The organism is Streptomyces lacrimifluminis (assembly GCF_014646095.1).
GTDB lineage: Bacteria > Actinomycetota > Actinomycetes > Streptomycetales > Streptomycetaceae > Streptomyces > Streptomyces lacrimifluminis.
Window position 1 is genome coordinate 142,980 of record NZ_BMMU01000007.1, and the last position, 20,298, is coordinate 163,277.

A 20,298-nucleotide genomic window follows, 5' to 3' on the forward strand; every position below is an offset into this window, starting at 1 on the left:
CGGTGACCTCGCTCGACAAGCCGACCGAAGACGCCCAGCACGATTCCAGGGCGGTGACCGAGGCCGCGCTCTTCGAGGCGTTCGGCGGTCTGCGGGGCATGATCGAGACGGTCCTGCCGGGGCTGCTCTTCGTCACGATCTACACGGTCAACAAGGACCTGCACTCGTCGGCCATCGCGGCCCTCGGTGTCTCGGTGCTGCTGGTCGTGGTGCGCCTCGTCATGAAGGACACCGTCAAGCACGCCTTCAGTGGTGTGTTCGGTGTGGCCTTCGGTGTCGTCTTCGCGATGATGACGGGCAACGCCAAGGACTTCTATCTGCCCGGCATGCTCTACACGCTGGGGCTGGCGCTCGCGTACATCATCACGACGTTGTGCGGTGTTCCGCTGCTCGGGCTGATCCTCGGCCCGGTGTTCAAGGAGAACCTCTCCTGGCGTACGCGCAACCCGGGGCGCAAGAAGGCGTATGCGAAGGCCAGTTATGCGTGGGGGCTGATTCTGCTCACCAAGTGCGCGATTCTCTTCCCGCTGTACTGGTGGGCGGACACGGCGTCGTTCGGGTGGGTGCTGGTGGCGTTGAAGATTCCGCCGTTCCTGCTGGCCGTGTGGCTCACGTGGGTGTTCCTGGCGAAGGCGCCGGCGCCGATCGATGTGTTCGCGGAGATGGAGGCGGAGGAGCGGGCGGCTGAGCAGCGGAAGGCCGCGGCTTCCTCTCCCGAGTAGGTTCCGAGTGGGGGGAGTGGGGCGGGCGTCGGCTTGTTTCACCCCGCCGCCCCTACCCGTCCCATCCCCAGGGGCTCCGCCCCTTCGACCCCGCTGTGGCTGCGCCCCAGACCCCTTCGGCCTGAACGGCCTCGTCCTCAAGCTCCCCCAGAGGGGGGACCCCCAGACGGGCTAGATCAATCAGCTCGGGGCTTCCTCCTTGCGTACCGACAGGAGGTCCTCCAGCTGTTCCTCCCTGGCCTGGGCGGCTACGAACAGGAGTTCGTCGCCTGCTTCCAGGGAGTCCTCCCGGGACGGGGTCAGAACCCGGGAGCCGCGGATGATCGTCACCAGGGACGTGTCGTCCGGCCACTCCACGTCGCCGACCTGGGTGCCGGCCAGCGCCGACTCCGGGGGGAGGGTCAGTTCGACCAGGTTCGCGTCGCCGTGGCTGAAGCGGAGCAGGCGTACCAGGTCGCCGACGCTCACCGCCTCCTCGACCAGGGCCGACATCAGACGCGGCGTGGAGACCGCGACGTCCACGCCCCAGGCCTCGGTGAAGAGCCACTCGTTCTTGGGGTTGTTGACGCGGGCGACGACGCGTGGAACGCCGTACTCCGTCTTCGCGAGCAGTGACACGACCAGGTTCACCTTGTCGTCACCCGTCGCGGCGATCACGACGTTGCAGCGCTGCAACGCGGCCTCGTCCAACGACGTGATCTCGCAGGCGTCGGCCAGCAGCCACTCCGCCTGGGGGACCCGTTCGACCGAGATGGCCGTGGGGGCCTTGTCGATCAGCAGGATCTCGTGGCCGTTCTCCAGCAGCTCGCCCGCGATCGAGCGGCCGACGGCACCGGCACCGGCAATGGCGACCCTCATCAGTGACCGGCCTCCTCTTCAGGGCCCTCGGCGAAGGACGCCTCGACCTTCTCGACGTGGTCCGTACGCATCATCACGTGCACCAGGTCACCCTCCTGCAGCACCGTCTGCGAGGTGGGCAGGACCGCCTCGCCCAGGCGGGTGAGGAAGGCGACGCGTACGCCGGTCTCGTCCTGCATCCTGCTGATCTTGTGGCCCACCCAGGCGGACGACGCGTGCACCTCGGCGAGCTGGACGCCGCCCGTGGGATCGCGCCACAGCGGCTCCGCACCGGAGGGCAGCAGCCTGCGCAGCATCTGGTCGGCCGTCCAGCGGACCGTGGCGACGGTCGGGATGCCCAGGCGCTGGTAGACCTCGGCGCGGCGGGGATCGTAGATGCGGGCCGCGACGTTCTCGATGCCGAACATCTCACGGGCCACCCGGGCGGCGATGATGTTCGAGTTGTCACCGCTGGAGACGGCGGCGAAGGCGCCGGCGTCCTCGATGCCCGCCTCGCGCAGGGTGTCCTGGTCGAAGCCGACTCCGGTGACACGACGGCCGCCGAACCCGGAGCCCAGTCGTCGGAAGGCGGTGGGGTCCTGGTCGATCACGGCGACCGTGTGCCCCTGTTGCTCCAGGGTCTGCGCGAGAGCGGAACCCACTCTGCCGCAGCCCATGATGACGATGTGCACGACCGTCCTTCCGATCCGATGTCGAAGCCCGCCGTTGTCGACCTGGCCTGAACAGGGTCTCAGACCCCCGCCCAAGCTATACACGCACGGTGGGCGCTGGGCACCCCGTGTGCACTCCATGTGTATCCGTGGGCCGCCTACCTGCGGCTGATGCTGCGCACGCTGGCCGCGGTCAGAAGGGCGAGGGCGGCGAGTGCGACGGCGGCGCCGATCAGCTCCGCGGCGAGATGCTGCATGGGGTCTCCCGGGCAAGAGGGGAAAGCGAGGAAGCCGGAAAGAAGGCTAAAGGGGGCATAAAGGGTGCCGTGTTTTCGTCATATAGCCATGAGGACGCGGGGACGGGGGCCTGCGCCTGTCTCGGATACCGGGATTTCACTCGGCGGACCGTCGGGTTTTCACCCGGATGTGCCCAGGACAAGGTGGGGAGCTTACGATCCTGTCCGTGTCCAAACTGACCGACGTGCCCAAACGGATCCTGATCGGGCGCGCACTGCGCAGTGATCGGCTCGGCGAAACCCTCCTGCCGAAGCGCATCGCTCTCCCCGTCTTCGCCTCCGACCCGCTGTCCTCCGTGGCCTACGCTCCCGGGGAAGTGCTGCTGGTCCTGTCGATCGCGGGTGTGTCGGCGTACCACTTCAGCCCGTGGATCGCGGTCGCTGTCGTCGTACTGATGTTCACCGTGGTCGCCTCCTACCGGCAGAACGTGCACGCCTACCCGAGCGGCGGCGGCGACTACGAGGTCGCGAACACCAACCTCGGCCCCAAGGCCGGCCTCACGGTCGCCAGCGCGCTGCTCGTCGACTACGTGCTGACCGTCGCCGTGTCGATCTCCTCCGGCATCGAGAACCTCGGCTCCGCCGTCCCCTTCGTCGTCGAGCACAAGGTGTTCTGCGCGATCGCCGTCATCGTGCTGCTGACGCTGATGAACCTGCGGGGCGTCAAGGAGTCCGGGAAGCTGTTCGCGATTCCGACGTACGTGTTCGTCGCGGGCGTCTTCATCATGATCGCGTGGGGCGCGTTCCGCGGCCTGGTGCTGGACGACACCATGCGCGCGCCGACGGCCGGCTACGAGATCAAGGCCGAACACCAGGGACTGGCCGGGTTCGCCCTCGTGTTCCTGCTGCTGCGCGCCTTCTCCTCCGGCTGTGCCGCGCTCACCGGTGTCGAGGCCATCTCCAACGGTGTGCCGGCCTTCCGCAAGCCCAAGTCCAAGAACGCGGCGACCACCCTCGCGGCGATGGGTATCCTCGCCGTCACCATGTTCTGCGGGATCATCGTGCTGGCCATGGCCACGAAAGTGCGGATGGCCGAGAATCCCGCGCACGACCTGCTGGACAAGGGAGTCGCGGTCGGCTCGGACTACGTCCAGAACCCGGTGATCTCACAGGTCGCCGAGGCCGTCTTCGGCGACGGCAGCTTCTTCTTCATCCTGCTCGCCGCCGCCACCGCGCTGGTGCTCTTCCTGGCCGCCAACACCGCGTACAACGGCTTCCCGCTGCTCGGCTCGATCCTCGCGCAGGACCGCTACCTCCCGCGCCAGCTGCACACCCGCGGCGACCGGCTCGCCTTCTCCAACGGCATCGTGCTGCTCTCCGGCGCGGCCATCCTGCTGGTGTGGGTCTACGGGGCGGACTCGACCCGGCTCATCCAGCTGTACATCGTCGGCGTGTTCGTGTCCTTCACGCTCAGCCAGACCGGCATGGTCCGGCACTGGAACCGGCACCTGGCCACCGAGAAGGACCCGGCGAAGCGCCGGCGCATGCTCCGCTCCCGCGCCATCAACACCTTCGGCGCCTTCTTCACCGGGCTGGTGCTGGTCGTCGTACTCGGTACGAAGTTCACCCACGGCGCCTGGGTGGCGCTCCTCGGCATGGTGATCTTCTACGCGGTGATGACGGCGATCCGTAAGCACTACGACCGGGTCGCCGAGGAGCTCGTGGCCCCGGAGGGTCCGAGCGACGACAGCGTGCGGCCGTCGCGGGTGCACTCGGTCGTCCTGATCTCGAAGATCCACCGGCCCACGCTGCGCGCGCTCGCGTACGCGAAACTGATGCGCTCCGACACACTGGAGGCGCTCAGCGTCAACGTCGATCCGGCGGAGACGAGAGCGCTGCAGGAGGAGTGGGAGCGGCGGGGGATCACCGTCCCGCTGAAGGTGCTCGACTCGCCGTACCGGGAGATCACCCGACCGGTGATCGAGTACGTGAAGGGGCTGCGCCGGGAGTCGCCGCGCGACGCCGTGTCCGTGATCATCCCGGAGTACGTGGTCGGTCACTGGTACGAGCAGCTGCTGCACAACCAGAGCGCGCTGCGGCTCAAAGGGCGCCTGCTGTTCACCCCGGGCGTCATGGTGACGTCGGTGCCCTACCAGCTCCAGTCGTCCGAGGTGGCCAAGAAGCGGGCCCGCAAGCGGCAGGACTGGAACGCGCCCGGCTCCGTCCGGCGTGGGCCGGCCGAGGAGCGGACGCGCGAACCGAGCGGGAAGAACTGACGAACCGGGGACGGCCCGCTACGGGCTTGTGGTGAGTGGTCGGGCGGCACCCACGTAGACTGGTGGGCTGTTGTCCGGCCGTTCCCTTTTCTCTCCCCTGGAGTCACCCCGCCATGCAGGCAGAACCGAAGAAATCGCTGGCGGGGCAGGAGTACGAGGTCGAGGTCGGTCCCGTCGCCCATGGTGGCCACTGCGTCGCCCGTACGGATGACGGGCAGGTGCTCTTCGTCCGGCACACGCTGCCCGGTGAGCGGGTCGTGGCCAGGGTGACGGAGGGCGAGGAGGGGGCGCGGTTCCTGCGCGCCGACGCGGTGGAGGTGCTGACGGCGTCCAAGGACCGGGTCGAGGCCCCCTGTCCGTACGCGGGCCCCGGCCGCTGTGGTGGCTGCGACTGGCAGCACGCCAAGCCCGGCGCCCAGCGCCGCCTCAAGGGCGAGGTCATCGCCGAACAGCTGCAGCGGCTCGCCGGCCTCACCCCGGAGGAGGCCGGCTGGGACGGCACGGTGATGCCGGCCGAGGGCGACAAGCTGCCGCCGGGCGAAGTCCCCCAGTGGCGTACGAGGGTCCAGTACGCGGTGGACGCGGACGGCAACGCCGGGCTGCGGCACCACCGTTCACACGAGGTCGAGCCGATCGAGCACTGCATGATCGCGGCGCCGGGCGTCAGCGAGCTGGGCATCGAGGAGCGCGACTGGTCCGGGATGGAGTCCGTCGACGTGATCGCCGCGACCGGATCCCAGGACCGCATGGTCATCCTGGAGCCGAGGCCGGGCGCCCGGCTGCCCCTGGTCGAGCTTGACAAGCCCGTCTCCGTCATGCGGGTCGAGGAGCACGACGGCGGCATCCACCGCGTCCACGGCCGCGCGTTCGTCCGCGAGCGTGCCGACGGCCGTACGCACCGGGTCGGCAGCGGCGGCTTCTGGCAGGTGCACCCGATGGCGGCGGACACACTGACGAAGGCGGTCATGCAGGGCCTGCTCCCGCGCAAGGGTGACATGGCCCTCGACCTCTACTGCGGCGTCGGCCTCTTCGCGGGCGCCCTCGCCGACCGCATCGGCGACAAGGGCGCGGTCCTCGGCATCGAGTCGGGCAAGCGCGCGGTCGAGGACGCCCGGCACAACCTCGCCGCCTTCGACCGCGTCCGCATCGAACAGGGCAAGGTCGAGGCGGTCCTGCCGCGCACGGGCATCACCGAGGTCGACCTGATCGTCCTGGACCCGCCGCGGGCGGGGGCGGGGCGGAAGACGGTCGAGCAGCTGGTGAAGCTGGGGGCGCGGAAGATCGCGTACGTGGCTTGCGATCCGGCGGCGCTGGCGCGGGACCTGGGGTACTTCCGGGACGGGGGGTATCGGGTGCGGACGTTGCGGGCTTTCGATCTGTTTCCGATGACGCACCACGTGGAGTGCGTGGCGATTCTGGAGCCTGCCGCCAAGGGTGTCTGAGCTGTTGTTCCTTGGGGCTCATCCAACGCTTGTTCGGTACTCGCTCGGGCTGACCCCGTGTTCGCGTTTGAATGCGGCGCTGAGGGCGAAGGCGTTGGAGAAGCCGACGCGGTTCGCGACCGTGGCGAGGGTGGTGTCGGGCTTGCGCAGGAGGTCGGCTGCCAGGGTGAGGCGGCGTTTCCTCAGGTAGGTCATGGGTGGCTGTCCGACGAGGGTGGTGAAGCGGCGGGCCAGGTTGGCCCGGGACACACCGGTCCTCGCCGCCAGGGCAGGCAGGGTCCACGGGTGGGCGGGGTCTCCCTGCAGCATTCGTAGGGCGGGGCCGACCACGGGGTCACTGTGCGCCCGGTACCAGGCGGGGACCTGGGCGCCAGGGCGGGTGAACCAGGCGCGCAGGGCGGTGATGAGCATCAGGTCCAGTGTCCGGTCCAGGAGGATCTGCCGGCCGGGTTCCTCTCGGGTGATCTCCTCGAAGGTCGTCCGACCGACCGGGCAGACACCCACGCGCGCCTCGACGACGGCCAGGGGTGGCAGCGCGGCGAGCAGCCGGCCCGGGGTGCCGCTGTCCACGGTGTACACAGCGCTCAACAGGAGTGTGCTGTGGGCCTTTTCCGTGTCCCAGGCGTCGGCGTCCGGAACCCGGGGACCGGCCAGTTCCTCGCCCTGCGGGGTCGTGCAGCGGCCATCGTGACGGACCACCACGTCCGGTTCGGTGTCCGGGGCGTCCGCGATCACGTAAGGGGCGCCGCCGCACAGGACGGCGACGTCCCCGGGGCCGATCCGGACCGGGTCGCCGTCCTGGGGGGTGATCCAGGCGGAGCCGCGTACGAGGACGGCGAGGGCCAGTGGCGGGCCGCCCTCGAAGCGGGCCGCCCAGGAGCCGGTCAGGCAGGACTGGTTGAAGACGGCGCCACTGGTCCGTACCCCGGTCAGGAGGTCCGTCAGCGGATCCGTGCTGGTCAGTCCCATGGGATCCATGCCGGTCAGGGTAGACGAACGCATATGGACGTGAGTCCGCACGGCATGGTCCGGCCGGTCTGCGGCTGGTTCTGTTGAGGTCATGAGCGACGAGATGATCCTGGTGACAGGGGCCACGGGCAAGACCGGCCGCAGAGTGGCACGGCTGCTTCGGGAGCGGGGTACGACGGTCCGCGCTGCCTCCCGTTCCGGCACGGCGACCTTCGACTGGACGGACCGTTCCACCTGGGAGCCGGCCCTGCGGGGTGTGACGGGGATGTACGTGGTGCACCCCGGGCTGGGCGGCCCGCAGGCCGCGCAGGACGTCGCCGCGTTCGGGCGGCGGGCCGCGGAGGCCGGTGTGCGGCACGCGGTGTTGCTGTCGACGCCCTCCGACGCCTGGGGCCCTGCTCAGGAACATGTCCTGGCCGCGGAGCGGGCGTTGGAGCACGCGGGCCCGGAGTGGACCGTGCTGCGGGTGCGGTGGTTCTTTCAGAACTTCAGCGAGGACTTCTTGCTCGACCCCGTGCTCAGCGGCGAGGTTCGGTTGCCGGCCGGGGACGGCAAGGAGGCGTTCATCGACGCCGAGGACATCGCCGAGGTGGCGGTCGCCGCCCTCACGGAGGCCGGGCACGCCGGATGGCACTACGAGCTCAGTGGCCCCCGGCTGATGACGTTCGGGGACACGGTCGCGGAGATCGCCCGGGCCACCGGCCGTGACCTCCGCTATGTGCCGGTGACGCAGGAGGCGTACGCGGAGGAGCAGCGGGCACAGGGTGCGCCCGAGGAGTGGGTGCACCTGTCGGTCGGCATGTACGACTACGTCCGCTCGGGCGGCCTTGCCTCGCTCAGCGACGGCGTCCAGCGGGCGCTGGGCCGGGCTCCCCGCGACTTCTCCGAGTACGCCGACGCCGCCGCCCGACAAGGCGTCTGGAGCAGCTGAACCATTCGTCCCCGGAGCGTCGGCACCGGCTGTCCGGCCGGTCCCCGCGGGAACCGGCCGGACGGGTCCCCTCAGTCAGCGCGCTCCCGGCCCCGTCAGGAACTCCGCGAGTGTCCGCGTCAGGGTGTTGTGGGCCGGGGCCGCGAAGAGCGGGTCGAGGTGGTTCATGCCGGTGTCGGTCTCGTAAGCGGCGTACGGGATACGGGAACCGGCCACCACCCTGCGCGCCGCCTCCTCGATCGTGCCCTTGGCCTGGCTCGTCCCGAAGGCGTACAGGGGTACGTCGAGACGGTGGGCGTGGTGCAGGCGCAGGCCCAGGGAGCGGGCGAGCGCCGAGTCGGTGTAGGCGTCCGTGACGTCGAGGTCGACGGAGAGCCGGGCCGGCCAGTACCACTCCCACACGGTCGGCACCGGACCGGCGTACGCCGCCGCGACCCGGCCGATCGGTGTGATCCCGGCGTCGACCCAGCCGCGTACGTCGCCGCTGTCGGCGAGGTGGCCGGAGTGCACGGTGATGGCGTTCGGCCAGCCGAAGCCGGCGTCCACGAAGAAGCCCAGCTGGCCCGCGTTGGTGACGGTGTACGGCAGGCGCAGGGCGTCGGGCAGGCGGGGCTGGAGGACCGAGGGGCCGTCGGGGTCGTGGAGCGCGTAGTGGCCGGCGAGCTGGTACCAGATCTGGGTGCTCTCCGGGCGGCTGCCGAGACCCACGCCGCTCAGCGTCAGGTCGAAGACCGCCCCGGCGTCGATGGCCGCCAGCCGCTCCCGTATCTCCTCCGGCGAGTCGTGAACCGGGTCGCCCGTCCCGTCGAAGGCCCCGAGCACCCCGCCGTCGATGGCCACCAGCCCGGCGAGATCCCGGTAGCCGGGGCAGCCGTCGAAGTCCCAGGCCGCGTACGCCATCGCGGTCGTCGCTCCCCACGAGTGCCCGCCGAGCACCACGCGCCGGCCACCGCGCCCCGCCGACCGGACGACGGCCCGGAGATCGGCGAGGGCCAGGGGCAGGCCCCAGTGGGCGGCGAAGGGGGAGGCGGCCGGGTCCTGGGTGCGGTAGTGGCCGTCCAGGTAGTAGGCGAGGGGGTCCGGGCCCGCGAATCCCGACCGGTCGGCGAGGTTCTCCTCGCGCCGGTCGGGTGCCCACACCTGCAACCCGGGCACGGCCGCGACCAGGTCACGGGCCAGCAGGCGGAAGTCGTTCGCGGCCCCGAACATGCCGGGCACCAGCACGAGAACGCTGGTCGCCGTGTTCGGGCCGACCTTGAGGACACGCACCCGGTCCGTCCCGGCGGGTCCGCCCCCGGCGCCCACTTTCACCGGCACGTAGGGCTCCGGGCCGACGGCCCCTTGTCCGGTGGCGCCCGGTGTGCGTCCTGCGGCCAGTGCGGATCCGGCCCCCGTGCCGGACACGGCCAGCGCCACACCGCCGATCATTCCACCCAGCACCGAACGGCGCGGCAGACGGCTCGTCATCTCACGTACCTCCAGGGAGAGTTGGTCGAGATCAGCTTCTCCCTCGCCCTCGACGGCCCGCGCGGCAGGGGTCACTTGCGCGAAGCCTCGGCGGGCCTGTCGTCGCATGACGGACGAGTCATGGTCGACGGGCCGGGTCCGAGGCGGGAACAAGAGGGCGGCGGCGTACCTGCTCCTCCGCACCGGCCGAGGCCGGAGGCATGCCCGGCCGCGGCGCCCCTGTCATGCTCGACGGCCTTGCTGTGCCGCCCGGGAGAAGTGGCCCGTGTCCGGCACTCACGTCGTCATGAGCGGCTTCGGGGCCCCGTCCAGGTGCGGCCGATCGGGGCCGGCGCACTCGCTCGCCCGCCTTCGGCCGGTCATCGGCCCGCCGGCCCCATGGCCTTCGGCAGGGCCCGGGTGCTGTCTGTCCGCCCCCTGGCGCGTACCTGGCGTACGAGGTCGGTGGCGGCCTCCGGCCACTCGGCGTGTTCGAAGGTGAAGCCCGCGTCGAGCAGCCGGCCGGGGACGACACGGCGGCTCTTCAGCAGGAGTTCGGTGTCCGAGCGGAGCGCGAACGCGCCCAGCTCCGCCATCCACCGCGTCGCGGGCAGGCCCACCGGCACACCCCACGCGGCGCGCAGCGCCTGCATGAACGCGCGCTGCGGTACGGGGTGGGGAGCGGCGAGGTTCACCGGTCCGGCGAGGTCGTCCCGGTCGATCAGGAACTCGACGGCGCGGACGAAGTCGTGGCCGTGGATCCAGGACACGTACTGTGCGCCGCCCGCGACCGGGCCGCCGAGGCCGAGCCGGGCCAGCCGCAGCAGGATGTCGAGGACGCCGCCGCGGTCCGGGCTCATCACCATGGCCGTCCGCAGGGCGACCTTGCGCGTGGCGGGGGTCGCCGCCTGCTCCTGGGCCTCCTCCCAGGCCTTGGCGATGTCGATGCTGTAGGCCCAGTAGTCCGGTACGTCCGGTTCGGTGCCGCCGATGACGCCGGTCGCCTCGTCGTTGGGGGCGTCGAAGCGGTGGGCGTACATGGTGGCGGTGCTCATCTGGAGCCAGAGCCGGGGAGGCCGCGCGGCGCCCGCGATCGCCTCGCCGACGACCCGGGTGGAGTGCACGCGCGAGTCCATCATGGCCCGCAGGTTGGCGGGCGTGTAGCGGCAGCTGACGCTGCGGCCCGCCAGGTTGACCACGACGTCGCTGCCGTCGATCGTCTCGGCCCAGGCGCCCAGCGTCTCGCCGTCCCAGCCGATCTCACGGTCGCGTGCCGGCCGTCGGGTCAGCACGGTGACGTCGTGACCGGCGGCGGTGAGCGCCCGGTCGAGGATGCCACCCACCTGACCGGTTCCACCCGGTATGACTACCTTCATGGCTCCCCCTGTGGGCTTGGAACGTGATGGTGAGAGAGTAGCGCAATTATTTGAACGTGTTCAAAATTTGCTGAGGGCGGGACCGTGGCGAAGCGGAGGCCGTAAGGCCGGCGTCCATCCCGAGGATGGCGAGGGCCGCGCGCGAGTCCACGCCGACCGGTCGGCCGACCTGCACGGGACGCGCGTCGGCGATGTTGACAGCAGCTGTGGGTTGGATCGGAGCGTGAGGGTCCGGGTTCGGCGGCGAAGCATTCCGCGTCGTGCGTCCGGACGGGGAACGCGCAGGCCGGACGGTGTGTCCGCCGAGTGTCCGGTGGCATCCCGCCGAACGGCCTGGGGTACCCGCCGAACGGTAGATCGGTACTTTGCGTACCTGTCAGTGACGTTCGAGCCCCGGATGGAAGGATGAGGGCCGTCATGACTGCCGGGTGGGGTGTACGCACGCTACGGGCCGCGGTGTTCGCGGCCGTCTGTGTGCTGCTCGCCGCCCTCGGGCACGTGCTCATGTCCGGCTCCACCGTCGCCTGGTGGACGCTGGTCGCCGGGGTCCTGATCACGGGCGGTGCGGGCTGGTGCCTGACCGGCCGCGAGCGCGGACTCCCGCTGGTGGTGGGCGTGGTGGTCGTCGCCCAGGGCGCGCTCCACTCGGCGTTCTCGTTCACCCGGAGCACGGGTACGGATGCGGGTACGGGCGCCGTCGGCACGGCGATGGACTCCATGGACATGGCCCACGGCGGCACCGACCTGGGCATGGGCATGGGCATGGGTGCGGGCGCGGGCGCGGGGCACATGGCCCACGGCGGTCACGGTATGGACGTCCTGTCGTCCTCGTACGGCATGCTCGCCGCCCACACGCTCGCCGCGCTGCTGTGCGGTCTGTGGCTGGCGCACGGTGAGCGGGCCGCGTTCCGCATTCTGCGGGCGGTGGCAGGCCGGTTGACCGCTCCGCTGCGGCTGGCGCTCGCGCTGCCCGCGACGCCGGACCGCCCCCGCCTGTGCCCGCGGCGCGGCGGCTCGGACCGGGCGCCGCGGCTGCTCCTGCTCGTCCACGCGATCACCTCTCGGGGCCCGCCCACGGGGATCGCTGTCGCCTGAGACAGCTGGTTCCCCGGGGCCGCTCCGGATGGTGGCGACGTACTCCGCGTCGGCCGCCGCAGGAGCCCCGGGCCTCGGCCGTACCCACCTGCGCGGACGGCCGTCCTCCCTCTGCCGGCAGCGGTGTGCGCCCACGTCTCGCGCATCGCATCGCCCCCGCGTCGCGCTGCCTCGCACCGTGTCGCGTGGGCCGCCCTGCCGGATTCCGGATGATCCGAGAAGGACACCAGGTGATCACTCCCGTACTCCCCGCCCCGACCGTGTCGGCCTCCCCGACTGTCCCGGCCTCCCCGACCCTCTCGGTCGACGAGTCGATAACCGCCTGGGCGCTCGCCGCCCGTGGCGGTGATCCGGTCGCCGTCGAACGCTTCGTCGGCGCCCTGCACCGCGATGTGGTGCGCTACGTAGCCCATCTCTGCGCCGACCCGCAGGCCGCCGACGACCTGGCCCAGGACACGTTCCTGCGGGCGCTCGGCAGTCTGCACCGGTTCGAGGGGCGCTCCTCGGCCCGTTCCTGGCTGATGGCCATCGCGCGGCGCGCGGTGATCGACAGCTTCCGGCACGCCGCCGCCCGGCCCCGGCTCTACGACGCCGAGGACTGGCGGCTCACCGTCGAACTGGCCCAGCCGCGCGGGCTGCCCGGTTTCGACGACGGGGTCGCCCTCCTCGACCTGCTGGCCGCGCTGCCCGACGAGCGGCGCGAGGCGTTCGTCCTCACGCAGTTGATGGGGCTGCCCTACGCGGAGGCGGCCGAGGTCAGCGACTGCCCTGTGGGCACGGTGCGTTCACGCGTGGCCCGGGCCCGCGCGACCCTCGTCGACCTGCTCGCCGAGGCCGAGCGCGAGGCCGAGAGCCAGACGGCGGCGCCGGAGTCCGTGTCCGAGGCCGTGAACGAGCGCCCGTTGGCCGTTCTGGCTGCCTGAGGAGGGTGGGCGCGGCAGGAGGGTCACCGCTTCTCCCTGTCCGCGTCCACTTTCTCGGGCTCCTCGGGCAGCAGCGCGCACATTGTCTCGCGCTCCTCGGGGCCGATATCCGCGAGCCCCGAGGCGACGGTGTCGGCCAGGGCCGGCGAGGTCTCCGTGAACAGGCGGCGGCCCTTGTCGGTGAGGGCCACCTCGACCCCCCGCTTGTCGCCGCACACCGAGCGCCGGGTGACCAGCCCGGCGTGCGAGAGGCAGGCGATCTGGTAGGTGAGCCGGGTCTTGGGGCGTCCTAGCAGCTCCGCGATCCGGGTCATCCGCAGTCCGCCGTCGGGCCGGTCCGCGAGCAGGCACAGCACCAGGAACTCGTCGTGGGAGACCCCGAGCGTGTCCTTGAGGACGGGGCCGAGCCGCTGCTCGATCGCCCCGGTCGCGGCCAGCAGGACCATCCAGCCCCGTAGCTCGGCCGGGAGCAGACCGCCCTCCCGCGCGGCGGCGCATCGGGTCAGGTCGGCGGGGTGTTCGGGAGGGGCGGCCATGCCGTCGATTCTACCGGTTGTCCAATTTTGCACGAGGGGTTGTTCATATTTGGATAACGAGCTAGTGTGACGTCATCGCCCCGTCGTCCAAATTTGGATGACTCGGGGTCGCGCGAATCGCACCAGTCGCGAGACCCTCGTTCCTGTCAGGAGACAGCTCATGACCGTTGCCGTGGAAACAGGCCTGTGGCAGCTCGACCGGACGGCCTCCACCGTCGCCGTCGCGCACAAGACGATGTGGGGGCTGGTCACCGTGAAGGGCACCTTCACCGCCACCGGCGGTGGTGGCGAGGTCCTGCCCGACGGCTCCGCCACGGGCACCGTGACCCTGGACGCCGCCTCCCTGGACACCAAGCACGCCAAGCGTGACAAGCACCTGCACGGGGCCGACTTCTTCGACGCCGAGAACCATCCCGAGATCACCTTCGCGGTGCGCGGCGCCGAACTCCGTGACGGCGACTCCGTCCACGTCAACGGTCAGTTGACCGTGCGCGGCATCAGCCGCCCCACGACCGTCACCGCACGCCTCACGGGCGCCGGTGCCGACGTGCTCACCCTGGACGCGGAGTTCACCGTGGACCGGGACCAGTTCGGCCTGGGCTGGAACCAGCTGGGCATGATCCGCGGCCTCGCGACGGTCACGGCCACCCTCCGCTTCACCCGCACCCCCGTCTGAGGGACGGTGCCGCAGGGCTCTACGACCGCTCGCCCGGCAGCCTGACGTCCATGCTCGACAAGGTGTCCGGCGACGCCGTGAACACGCGCAGCCGGATCCGCGTACCCGGGCGCCGGGGTACGTGGAACACCGGTCCGGGCGGCCGGAGCCGGTAGACGGCGCTCGCGCGTGCGGGCAGCGCGGCCGGCCCCTGGACCACCTTCCACCAGCGGCTCATGCCCTGGCCGGTGGTGAGCGTGAAGTGGGGTGCGAGGGCGCTGTCGTCCGTGTTCGTGACCCGGAGGTCCAGCTCCGACACGGCGCCCGGACGGACCGTGAGCACCCTCGTCACCCGCATCCGAAGCGGCGGCGAACCCGTCGCCGCCACGGCGCCACTCGCCAGCGCCGGTACGAGGAGCAGTCCGGCCGCCGCGACCAGCGCCGGACGCCTGCGCGGACCCGACAGGAAGCGCGGCCGGGGCTGCCAGGCACCGGCGAAGGACGCGGCCGGCGCGGTCACCGCCGCCGCCAGCCACAGCGGGGTCATCAGCAGGTAGTAACCGTCCTGCGAACGCGTCGCCAGGAAGAAGGCGCACCACGGCAGCACCGTCGCCGCCGGACCGAGCCGCCGCACGAACAGGACGAGCAACGCCAGCAGGGCCCCCGTCAGCAGCATGCTCGCGTGGCTGTACCAGGCCAGCCGATCGCTGCCGGCGGTGTAGTAGAGCGCGACGCCCACCAGGCCCTGCCCGTGGATCGTCGCGTTCTGCGTCAGCGGCAGCGCGACCCCGGCCGCCCAGGTGCGCGGCTCGCTGACGATGAAGTACGTGTTGATCAGCAGCCATACAACGACTGCCGTACCGGCGATCCGCAGCACCACCCCGGCGGCGGGCCGCGCGCCCAGCTCGCCCCGGCGCACCGCGTAGATCCCGGCCAGCAGGAACGGCACGAGGAACCACGGCAGTTGCTGCGCCGCGCAGGCCGCGCCCAGACAGGCGGCCCGCGCGAGGCCGCCGCGTCCAAGGCGTCCGCCCGCACCGATCCGCGGCCAGCGCACCACCACCGGGATGAGCAGCGCGAGCCCGAGGATCGCCGGGTAACCGAGCCGCGCGTAACTCGGCAGGAAGCCGAAGCCCAGGCACGCCAGGGTCGCCGCCGACCGCCATGGCACCGGCAGCAGCCGCCACAGCGTCACCGCACCGACGAGCAGCGCCCCGGTCGTCACGGCGGTCGCCGCGAGCGCGCCGTGCCCGAGCCACAGAAGCGGCGCGGTCAGCAGCGGGGCCAGGGGCGGGTAGCCGTACGTGAGGTCGTAGCCGCCGTTCATCGTCGGGGTCAGGGCGACGTCGGGATTGTGCTGGAAGAGCCACGGCCAGGGCTGCCCGTACACCGGGTGCCCGGCGGTGAGTTCGCGGGCGGCCTGCGCGGTGAGGACGCCCTCGTCGCCGCCTGCGTGGTTCAGGGTGAACGTGCACAGGGTCAGGGTCACGGCCGTGACCAGGACGCACAGGTCGAGGCGGGCGAGCGAACGCGTCCGGCGTACGGTCGACGCCAGTACTCCGCCGACCAGGATCGACAGATAGCAGAGCGAGATGACGGCGGCGACGGCGAGCCGGTGACTGGCGGCCTGTGTCCACACCGCTCGCGTGCCGATGAACAGGCTGACGGTCGCGAGCAGCGTCAGGACACGATGCCACTGCGCGGGGGCGTCGGCCTCCGGCGTGATCGCCGGGGCCCGGGGTCGCAGGGGGCCGGTCTCTGCCGTGACGTCCGGTGCTGCTTCTGCCAAGTGCACGACACCGGAACGTATTCGTGCCCGGTGTGCCGCACGCGGGTGGAGGTGAAAGGTCCGGTGTGAGACCGGTAAGAACGTCAGCCGGTAGTTGATTATGGCGATTTGGGCAACGTCACGTCATGAGAAATCGGTAGAGGAATCAGTACACGTCTCGCACATAGCGTTTCGCCACCGTCAGCTGCTTCACGTACACACCTGCCTCGTCCTCGCTCAGACCGCCGTGCGCCACCGCGATGTCCCGCAGCGCCCGGTCCACGTCCTTGGCCATGCGGGAGGCGTCCCCGCAGACGTAGAAGTGGGCGCCCTCCTGGAGCCAGTGCCACAGCTCGGGTCCGTGCTCGCGCATCCGGTCCTGGACGTAGACCTTGTTGCGCTGGTCGCGGGAGAACGCCGTGTCCAGACGGGTCAGCGTGCCGTCGGCGACCAGGGCGGCCAGCTCGTCCTCGTAGTAGAAGTCGGTGGCGCGGTGCTGCTCGCCGAAGAACAGCCAGTTCGGCGCCGCGTGCCCGAGCGCCCGCCGCTCCTCCAGGAACCCCACGAACGGCGCCACCCCGGTACCCGGCCCGACCATCACCATCGGCGTCGAGGCGTCCGCGGGCGGCCTGAAGTGCGGTGAGCGCTGTACGAAGACGGGCACCGCCGTGTCCGGCCCGGCGTCCGCCAGGAAGGGCGAGCAGACTCCGCCGCGCGGCCGGCCGTGCAGGTTCTCGTACCGCACCACGGACACCGTCAGCGACACCCGCGCCGGGTCGACGAGCGGGCTCGACGATATGGAGTACAGCCGGGGCTGCATCCGCCGCAGCACCGTCACCCACTCCTGCGCGGACGCCCGCACCCCGTACTCGGCGACCACGTCGACGGCCTGCCGCCCCCACGACCAGCGAGCCAGCCCGTCCTTGTTGTCGGACCGCATCAGCTTCTTCAATTCGCGGTTGTCCCGGGCCCGTTCGGAGACGAAGCGCAGCAGGTCGGGCGTGATCCGGGTGATGTCGAGCTGCCGGTGCAGCGCATCGGAGAGCGAGAACTCACCGACTCCCTCCACCTGTACGCCGGTTGACGCGTCCAGTCCGGTCACGGCCAGCCATTCCGCCACCAGGGAGGCGGAGTTGACGGGCCGCACACCGAGCGCGTCACCCGCTTCGTACGTCAGTGCCGTGCCGCTCGTGTCGAAGGTGAACCGGCGCACCTCCTTGGTCGCGCCCGGCAGGCTGAGCAGCCGGTTGCCGACGAGCCGGGCGGGGGAGGGGGCGGGCTTGACGGACCGGACGGCGGGAGAGGGGACGGCGGCGGGAGCGGAGGCCTGGGCAGCCGTCCTGCCCGGCTGTTGCTTCTGCGGGGAACCCGGCTTTTGCGCGTCCTGCGCGTCCTGCGCGTCCTTCGTGTCCAGTACGTCGAGCACCTGGTCGAGCCACGCGTCCGCCGACGGTTCGAAGTCGGGCTCGCAGTCGGTGCGCGGCGCGATCCGCACCGCCCCCAACTCGTCGAGCCGCGCGTCCAGTCGGCGCCCGTGCCCGCAGAAGTCGTCGTACGAGGAGTCGCCCAGCGCGAGGACGGCGTACCGCACGCCGTCCAGCCGCGGTGCCTGCTCCCCGGAGAGGGCGTCCCAGAAGCCGGAGCCGTTGTCGGGTGCGTCGCCGTCGCCGAACGTACTGGTGATGAAGAGGAGATCGGCACTGCGCGCGAGGGCGGTCACATCGGCCTCGTCCATGCCGACGAGCCTCGCCCGGTGTCCGCCGGCGTTGAGCCGCTCGGCCGCCGCGCCGGCGAGTTCCTCGGCGTTGCCGGTCTGCGACGCCCACAGCACGACGACCTCGCGCCCGTCGACCTCGACCCCGACACCGACCCGTTCCTGCGGCGGGGCGTCGACCGCCCTGGAGTACATGCCGGCGAGCATCCCGTTCACCCAGTCGGCGTGCTCGGCGCTGAAGGGAGCGGAAGCGGGCAGCACGGGAATCCCCACGGCGCCCGTGGGCAGCCCGGCGAGGAAACCCGAGAGGTACCGGCGTTCCTGCGAGCTGAGGACGGGCGGGGGAGCGGGCGTGAACGCGAACTCCGGTACGGCGACAGGTACGTGAGGGCGGACCGGCTCGGGGGTTTCCGGTGGCCGCACCTCGGACTCGGGGCGGTGCACCTTCACCAAGGACACCGCGCACACCTTGAACTCCGGCTGCAGGGACAGCGGATCGACCGCGTCGCTCGTCACCGCGTTGATGCTGAGGTACTCCCCGAAGAGGTCGTTCCAGTGGAAGGGCGCGAAGACGCAACCCCTCCGCACCCGGTCCGTGACAACGGCCGGCAGCACGGCCCGTCCGCGCCGTGAGCCGACCTCGACCGAGTCGCCGTCGACGACCCCCAACTCCCACGCGTCCTCGGGATGCACCTCCACGAACGGCCCGGAGTTCAGCTTGTTGAGCTTGGCGACCTTCCCCGTCTTCGTCAGGGTGTGCCACTGGTGCTGCACGCGCCCGGTGTTGAGGACGAACGGGTAGTCGTCGTCAGGCAGTTCGGCGGCGGGCAGATGCGGCCGGGCGTGGAAGACGCCACGTCCACTGGCGGTGGGGAACCGCAGCCCCTCGCCCTCCTTGTCCCCGTTCTTCTCCCGGTACCGGATGGGATTGCGCGCGGGCCCGTCCACCGTGGGCGCCGGCCACTGCACGGGCGTCTCCCGCAGCCGCTCGTACGTGACCCCGCGAAGATCCCAGCCGGTCTTCGGGTTCCACGCCCGCTTGAGATCCTCGAAGACGTCCTCGGCGCTCTCGTACGCGAAGCCCTCGAACCCCATCGCGCGGGCGACGGCCGCGATGATCCGCCAGTCGGCCATGGCGTCGCCGGGCGGGTCGACGGCCGCCTGGGCCAGGGTCAGACTGCGCTCGCTGTTGACGAGGACGCCCTCCGCCTCGGTCCACATCGCGCCGGGCAGGACGACATCGGCGTACGCGTTGGTCTCGGTCTCGGCGAAGACGTCCTGGGTCACGACGAACTCGGCGGCCTCCAGGCCCTCGATGACCGTACGGCGGTTGGCGACCGAGGCGACCGGGTTGGTGCAGATGATCCAGCAGGCCTTGATGTGCCCCTCGGCCATCCGCCGGAACATCTCGACCGTGCCGTGCCCGGCGCCGTCCTTGCGGAGCGTGCCGGCCGGCAGCTCCCAGAGCTCCTCGACGAACGCCCGCTCCTCGTCCACGAGCACGGACCGTTGCCCCGGAAGCCCCGGCCCCATGTACCCCATCTCCCGGCCGCCCATGGCGTTGGGCTGGCCGGTGAGGGAGAACGGCCCGCTGCCGGTGCGGCAGATCGCGCCGGTGGCGAGATGCAGGTTGACCAGCGCGTTCGTGTTCCAGGTGCCGTGCGTGGACTGGTTGAGCCCCATGGTCCAGCAGCTCATCCACTCACCGGACGCACTGGCCTCCCCGATGATCCGCGCCGCTTCCCGGATGTCGGCCTCGGGGATCCCGGTGATCGCGGAGACGGCGTCCGGCGCGTAGTCGGCGAGGAACGCCGGCATCTCCTCCCAGCCCTCGGTGTGGGCGGCGATGAACTCCGGGTCCGTGTACCCGTCGGCGTGCAGCAGGTGGAGCAGCCCGTTGAGGAACGCCAGGTCCGTCCCGGGCCTGATCTGCAGGAACAGATCGGCCTTGGCGGCGGTGGCGGTACGCCTGGGGTCGACCACGATGAGCTTCGCCCCGGCCTTGACCCGCTCCATCATCCGCAGATACAGGATCGGATGGCAGTCGGCCATGTTCGACCCGATGACGAGGAAGGCGTCCGCGTGGTCGAAGTCGTCGTACGAGCCGGGCGGCCCGTCGGCGCCCAGCGACAGCTTGTATCCGGTGCCCGCGCTCGCCATGCACAGCCGGGAGTTCGACTCGATCTGGTTCGTGCCGACGAACCCCTTCGCCAGTTTGTTCGCCAGGTACTGGGCCTCCAGGCCCATCTGCCCGGAGACATAGAAGGCGACGGCGTCGGGCCCGTGCTCGTCGACGACTCCGCGCAGCCGCCGCGCGGTCTCCGCGATGGCGTCCGCGACGGGCGCGGGCACCAGTTCCTCGCCCCGGTCGTCGAGACCGTCCCGGACCAGCGCGGTGGTCAGCCGGCCGGGCGCGCCGAGCATGTCGGCGGTGGTGGCGCCCTTGGTGCACAGCCGCCCGGCGTTCGCGGGGTGCGCCTTGTCCCCGGACGCCTTGAAGACCGTACGCCGTCCGTCGGGTCCGAGCCCGACGTCCAGCACGATTCCGCAGCCCACCCCGCAGTACGAGCACACGGTTCGTACCTGCGTGGTCGTGGGGGTAGTGGTCACGTGCTGCCCTTCTCCGTCTTCCGTCGTTCTCCATGCCGGGCCCGCTACCCGTGAGCGTACGAATTGCCCGTTACGTCGATGTCACGTGATC

At 71.1% G+C, this 20,298-nt stretch carries 15 protein-coding genes; 7 read left to right on the top strand and 8 right to left on the bottom strand.

The features are described from left to right. Positions 1–2: 2 nt before the first annotated feature. On the top strand, positions 3–722 hold the full coding sequence (locus IEY89_RS13400) for a DUF3159 domain-containing protein (protein WP_189147596.1): 720 nt from the start codon (positions 3–5) through the stop codon (positions 720–722). Between the two features lie 180 nt (positions 723–902). Here the strand turns inward: IEY89_RS13400 and IEY89_RS13405 are convergent, their stop codons facing one another. Beyond that, the gene (locus IEY89_RS13405) at positions 903–1,580 is read right to left on the bottom strand and encodes a potassium channel family protein (protein ID WP_189147597.1); all 678 of its coding nucleotides are present in this window, start codon (positions 1,578–1,580) and stop codon (positions 903–905) included. Next, a complete protein-coding gene (locus tag IEY89_RS13410; protein ID WP_189147598.1) occupies positions 1,580–2,251 on the bottom strand; it encodes a potassium channel family protein in 672 nt (223 codons plus the stop codon). The genes IEY89_RS13405 and IEY89_RS13410 overlap by 1 nt, the downstream gene beginning before the upstream one ends. 442 nt (positions 2,252–2,693) lie before the next feature. On the opposite strand from IEY89_RS13410, the gene IEY89_RS13415 reads away from it, so the two are divergent. Further along, positions 2,694–4,742, top strand: a complete 2,049-nt coding sequence (locus IEY89_RS13415; RefSeq protein WP_189147599.1) for an APC family permease — start codon at positions 2,694–2,696, stop codon at positions 4,740–4,742. Between the two features lie 113 nt (positions 4,743–4,855). Then, entirely contained in the window at positions 4,856–6,184 is a 1,329-nt protein-coding gene (locus tag IEY89_RS13420; protein WP_189147600.1) for a class I SAM-dependent RNA methyltransferase, read from the top strand. A gap of 18 nt (positions 6,185–6,202) precedes the next feature. On the opposite strand, the gene IEY89_RS13425 is transcribed toward IEY89_RS13420, so the two are convergent. After that, the gene (locus IEY89_RS13425; protein WP_229695202.1) at positions 6,203–7,162 is read right to left on the bottom strand and encodes an AraC family transcriptional regulator; all 960 of its coding nucleotides are present in this window, start codon (positions 7,160–7,162) and stop codon (positions 6,203–6,205) included. Positions 7,163–7,244: 82 nt separating this feature from the next. Between IEY89_RS13425 and IEY89_RS13430 the strand changes: the two genes are divergently transcribed. After that, on the top strand, positions 7,245–8,084 hold the full coding sequence (locus tag IEY89_RS13430) for an NmrA family NAD(P)-binding protein (RefSeq protein WP_189147601.1): 840 nt from the start codon (positions 7,245–7,247) through the stop codon (positions 8,082–8,084). A gap of 75 nt (positions 8,085–8,159) precedes the next feature. On the opposite strand, the gene IEY89_RS13435 is transcribed toward IEY89_RS13430, so the two are convergent. Next, positions 8,160–9,626: an alpha/beta hydrolase gene (locus IEY89_RS13435; RefSeq protein ID WP_229695203.1), complete on the bottom strand. Its 1,467-nt coding sequence runs from the start codon at positions 9,624–9,626 to the stop codon at positions 8,160–8,162. Positions 9,627–9,910: 284 nt separating this feature from the next. Next, the gene (locus IEY89_RS13440; protein WP_189147602.1) at positions 9,911–10,906 is read right to left on the bottom strand and encodes a TIGR01777 family oxidoreductase; all 996 of its coding nucleotides are present in this window, start codon (positions 10,904–10,906) and stop codon (positions 9,911–9,913) included. A gap of 417 nt (positions 10,907–11,323) precedes the next feature. Between IEY89_RS13440 and IEY89_RS13445 the strand changes: the two genes are divergently transcribed. Together IEY89_RS13445 and IEY89_RS13450 are read left to right on the top strand one after the other, a co-directional pair. After that, a complete protein-coding gene (locus IEY89_RS13445) occupies positions 11,324–12,001 on the top strand; it encodes a hypothetical protein (RefSeq protein WP_189147603.1) in 678 nt (225 codons plus the stop codon). Positions 12,002–12,231: 230 nt separating this feature from the next. Next, positions 12,232–12,924, top strand: coding sequence for a sigma-70 family RNA polymerase sigma factor (locus IEY89_RS13450; RefSeq protein WP_229695204.1), 693 nt, complete (start codon positions 12,232–12,234; stop codon positions 12,922–12,924). A 23-nt stretch (positions 12,925–12,947) separates the two neighbouring features. Here IEY89_RS13450 and IEY89_RS13455 read toward each other — a convergent pair whose 3' ends face one another. Beyond that, the gene (locus tag IEY89_RS13455) at positions 12,948–13,460 is read right to left on the bottom strand and encodes a MarR family winged helix-turn-helix transcriptional regulator (RefSeq protein WP_189147605.1); all 513 of its coding nucleotides are present in this window, start codon (positions 13,458–13,460) and stop codon (positions 12,948–12,950) included. Between the two features lie 160 nt (positions 13,461–13,620). On the opposite strand from IEY89_RS13455, the gene IEY89_RS13460 reads away from it, so the two are divergent. Continuing rightward, positions 13,621–14,136 (top strand): YceI family protein, encoded by a 516-nt coding sequence (locus IEY89_RS13460; protein ID WP_189147606.1) that lies wholly within the window; start codon positions 13,621–13,623, stop codon positions 14,134–14,136. A 19-nt stretch (positions 14,137–14,155) separates the two neighbouring features. Here the strand turns inward: IEY89_RS13460 and IEY89_RS13465 are convergent, their stop codons facing one another. Both IEY89_RS13465 and IEY89_RS13470 read right to left on the bottom strand, forming a co-directional pair. Then, on the bottom strand, positions 14,156–15,910 hold the full coding sequence (locus tag IEY89_RS13465; RefSeq protein WP_373287236.1) for a hypothetical protein: 1,755 nt from the start codon (positions 15,908–15,910) through the stop codon (positions 14,156–14,158). Positions 15,911–16,049: 139 nt separating this feature from the next. Beyond that, positions 16,050–20,207, bottom strand: coding sequence for a bifunctional nitrate reductase/sulfite reductase flavoprotein subunit alpha (locus IEY89_RS13470; RefSeq protein WP_189147607.1), 4,158 nt, complete (start codon positions 20,205–20,207; stop codon positions 16,050–16,052). Between the last annotated feature and the right edge of the window lie 91 nt (positions 20,208–20,298).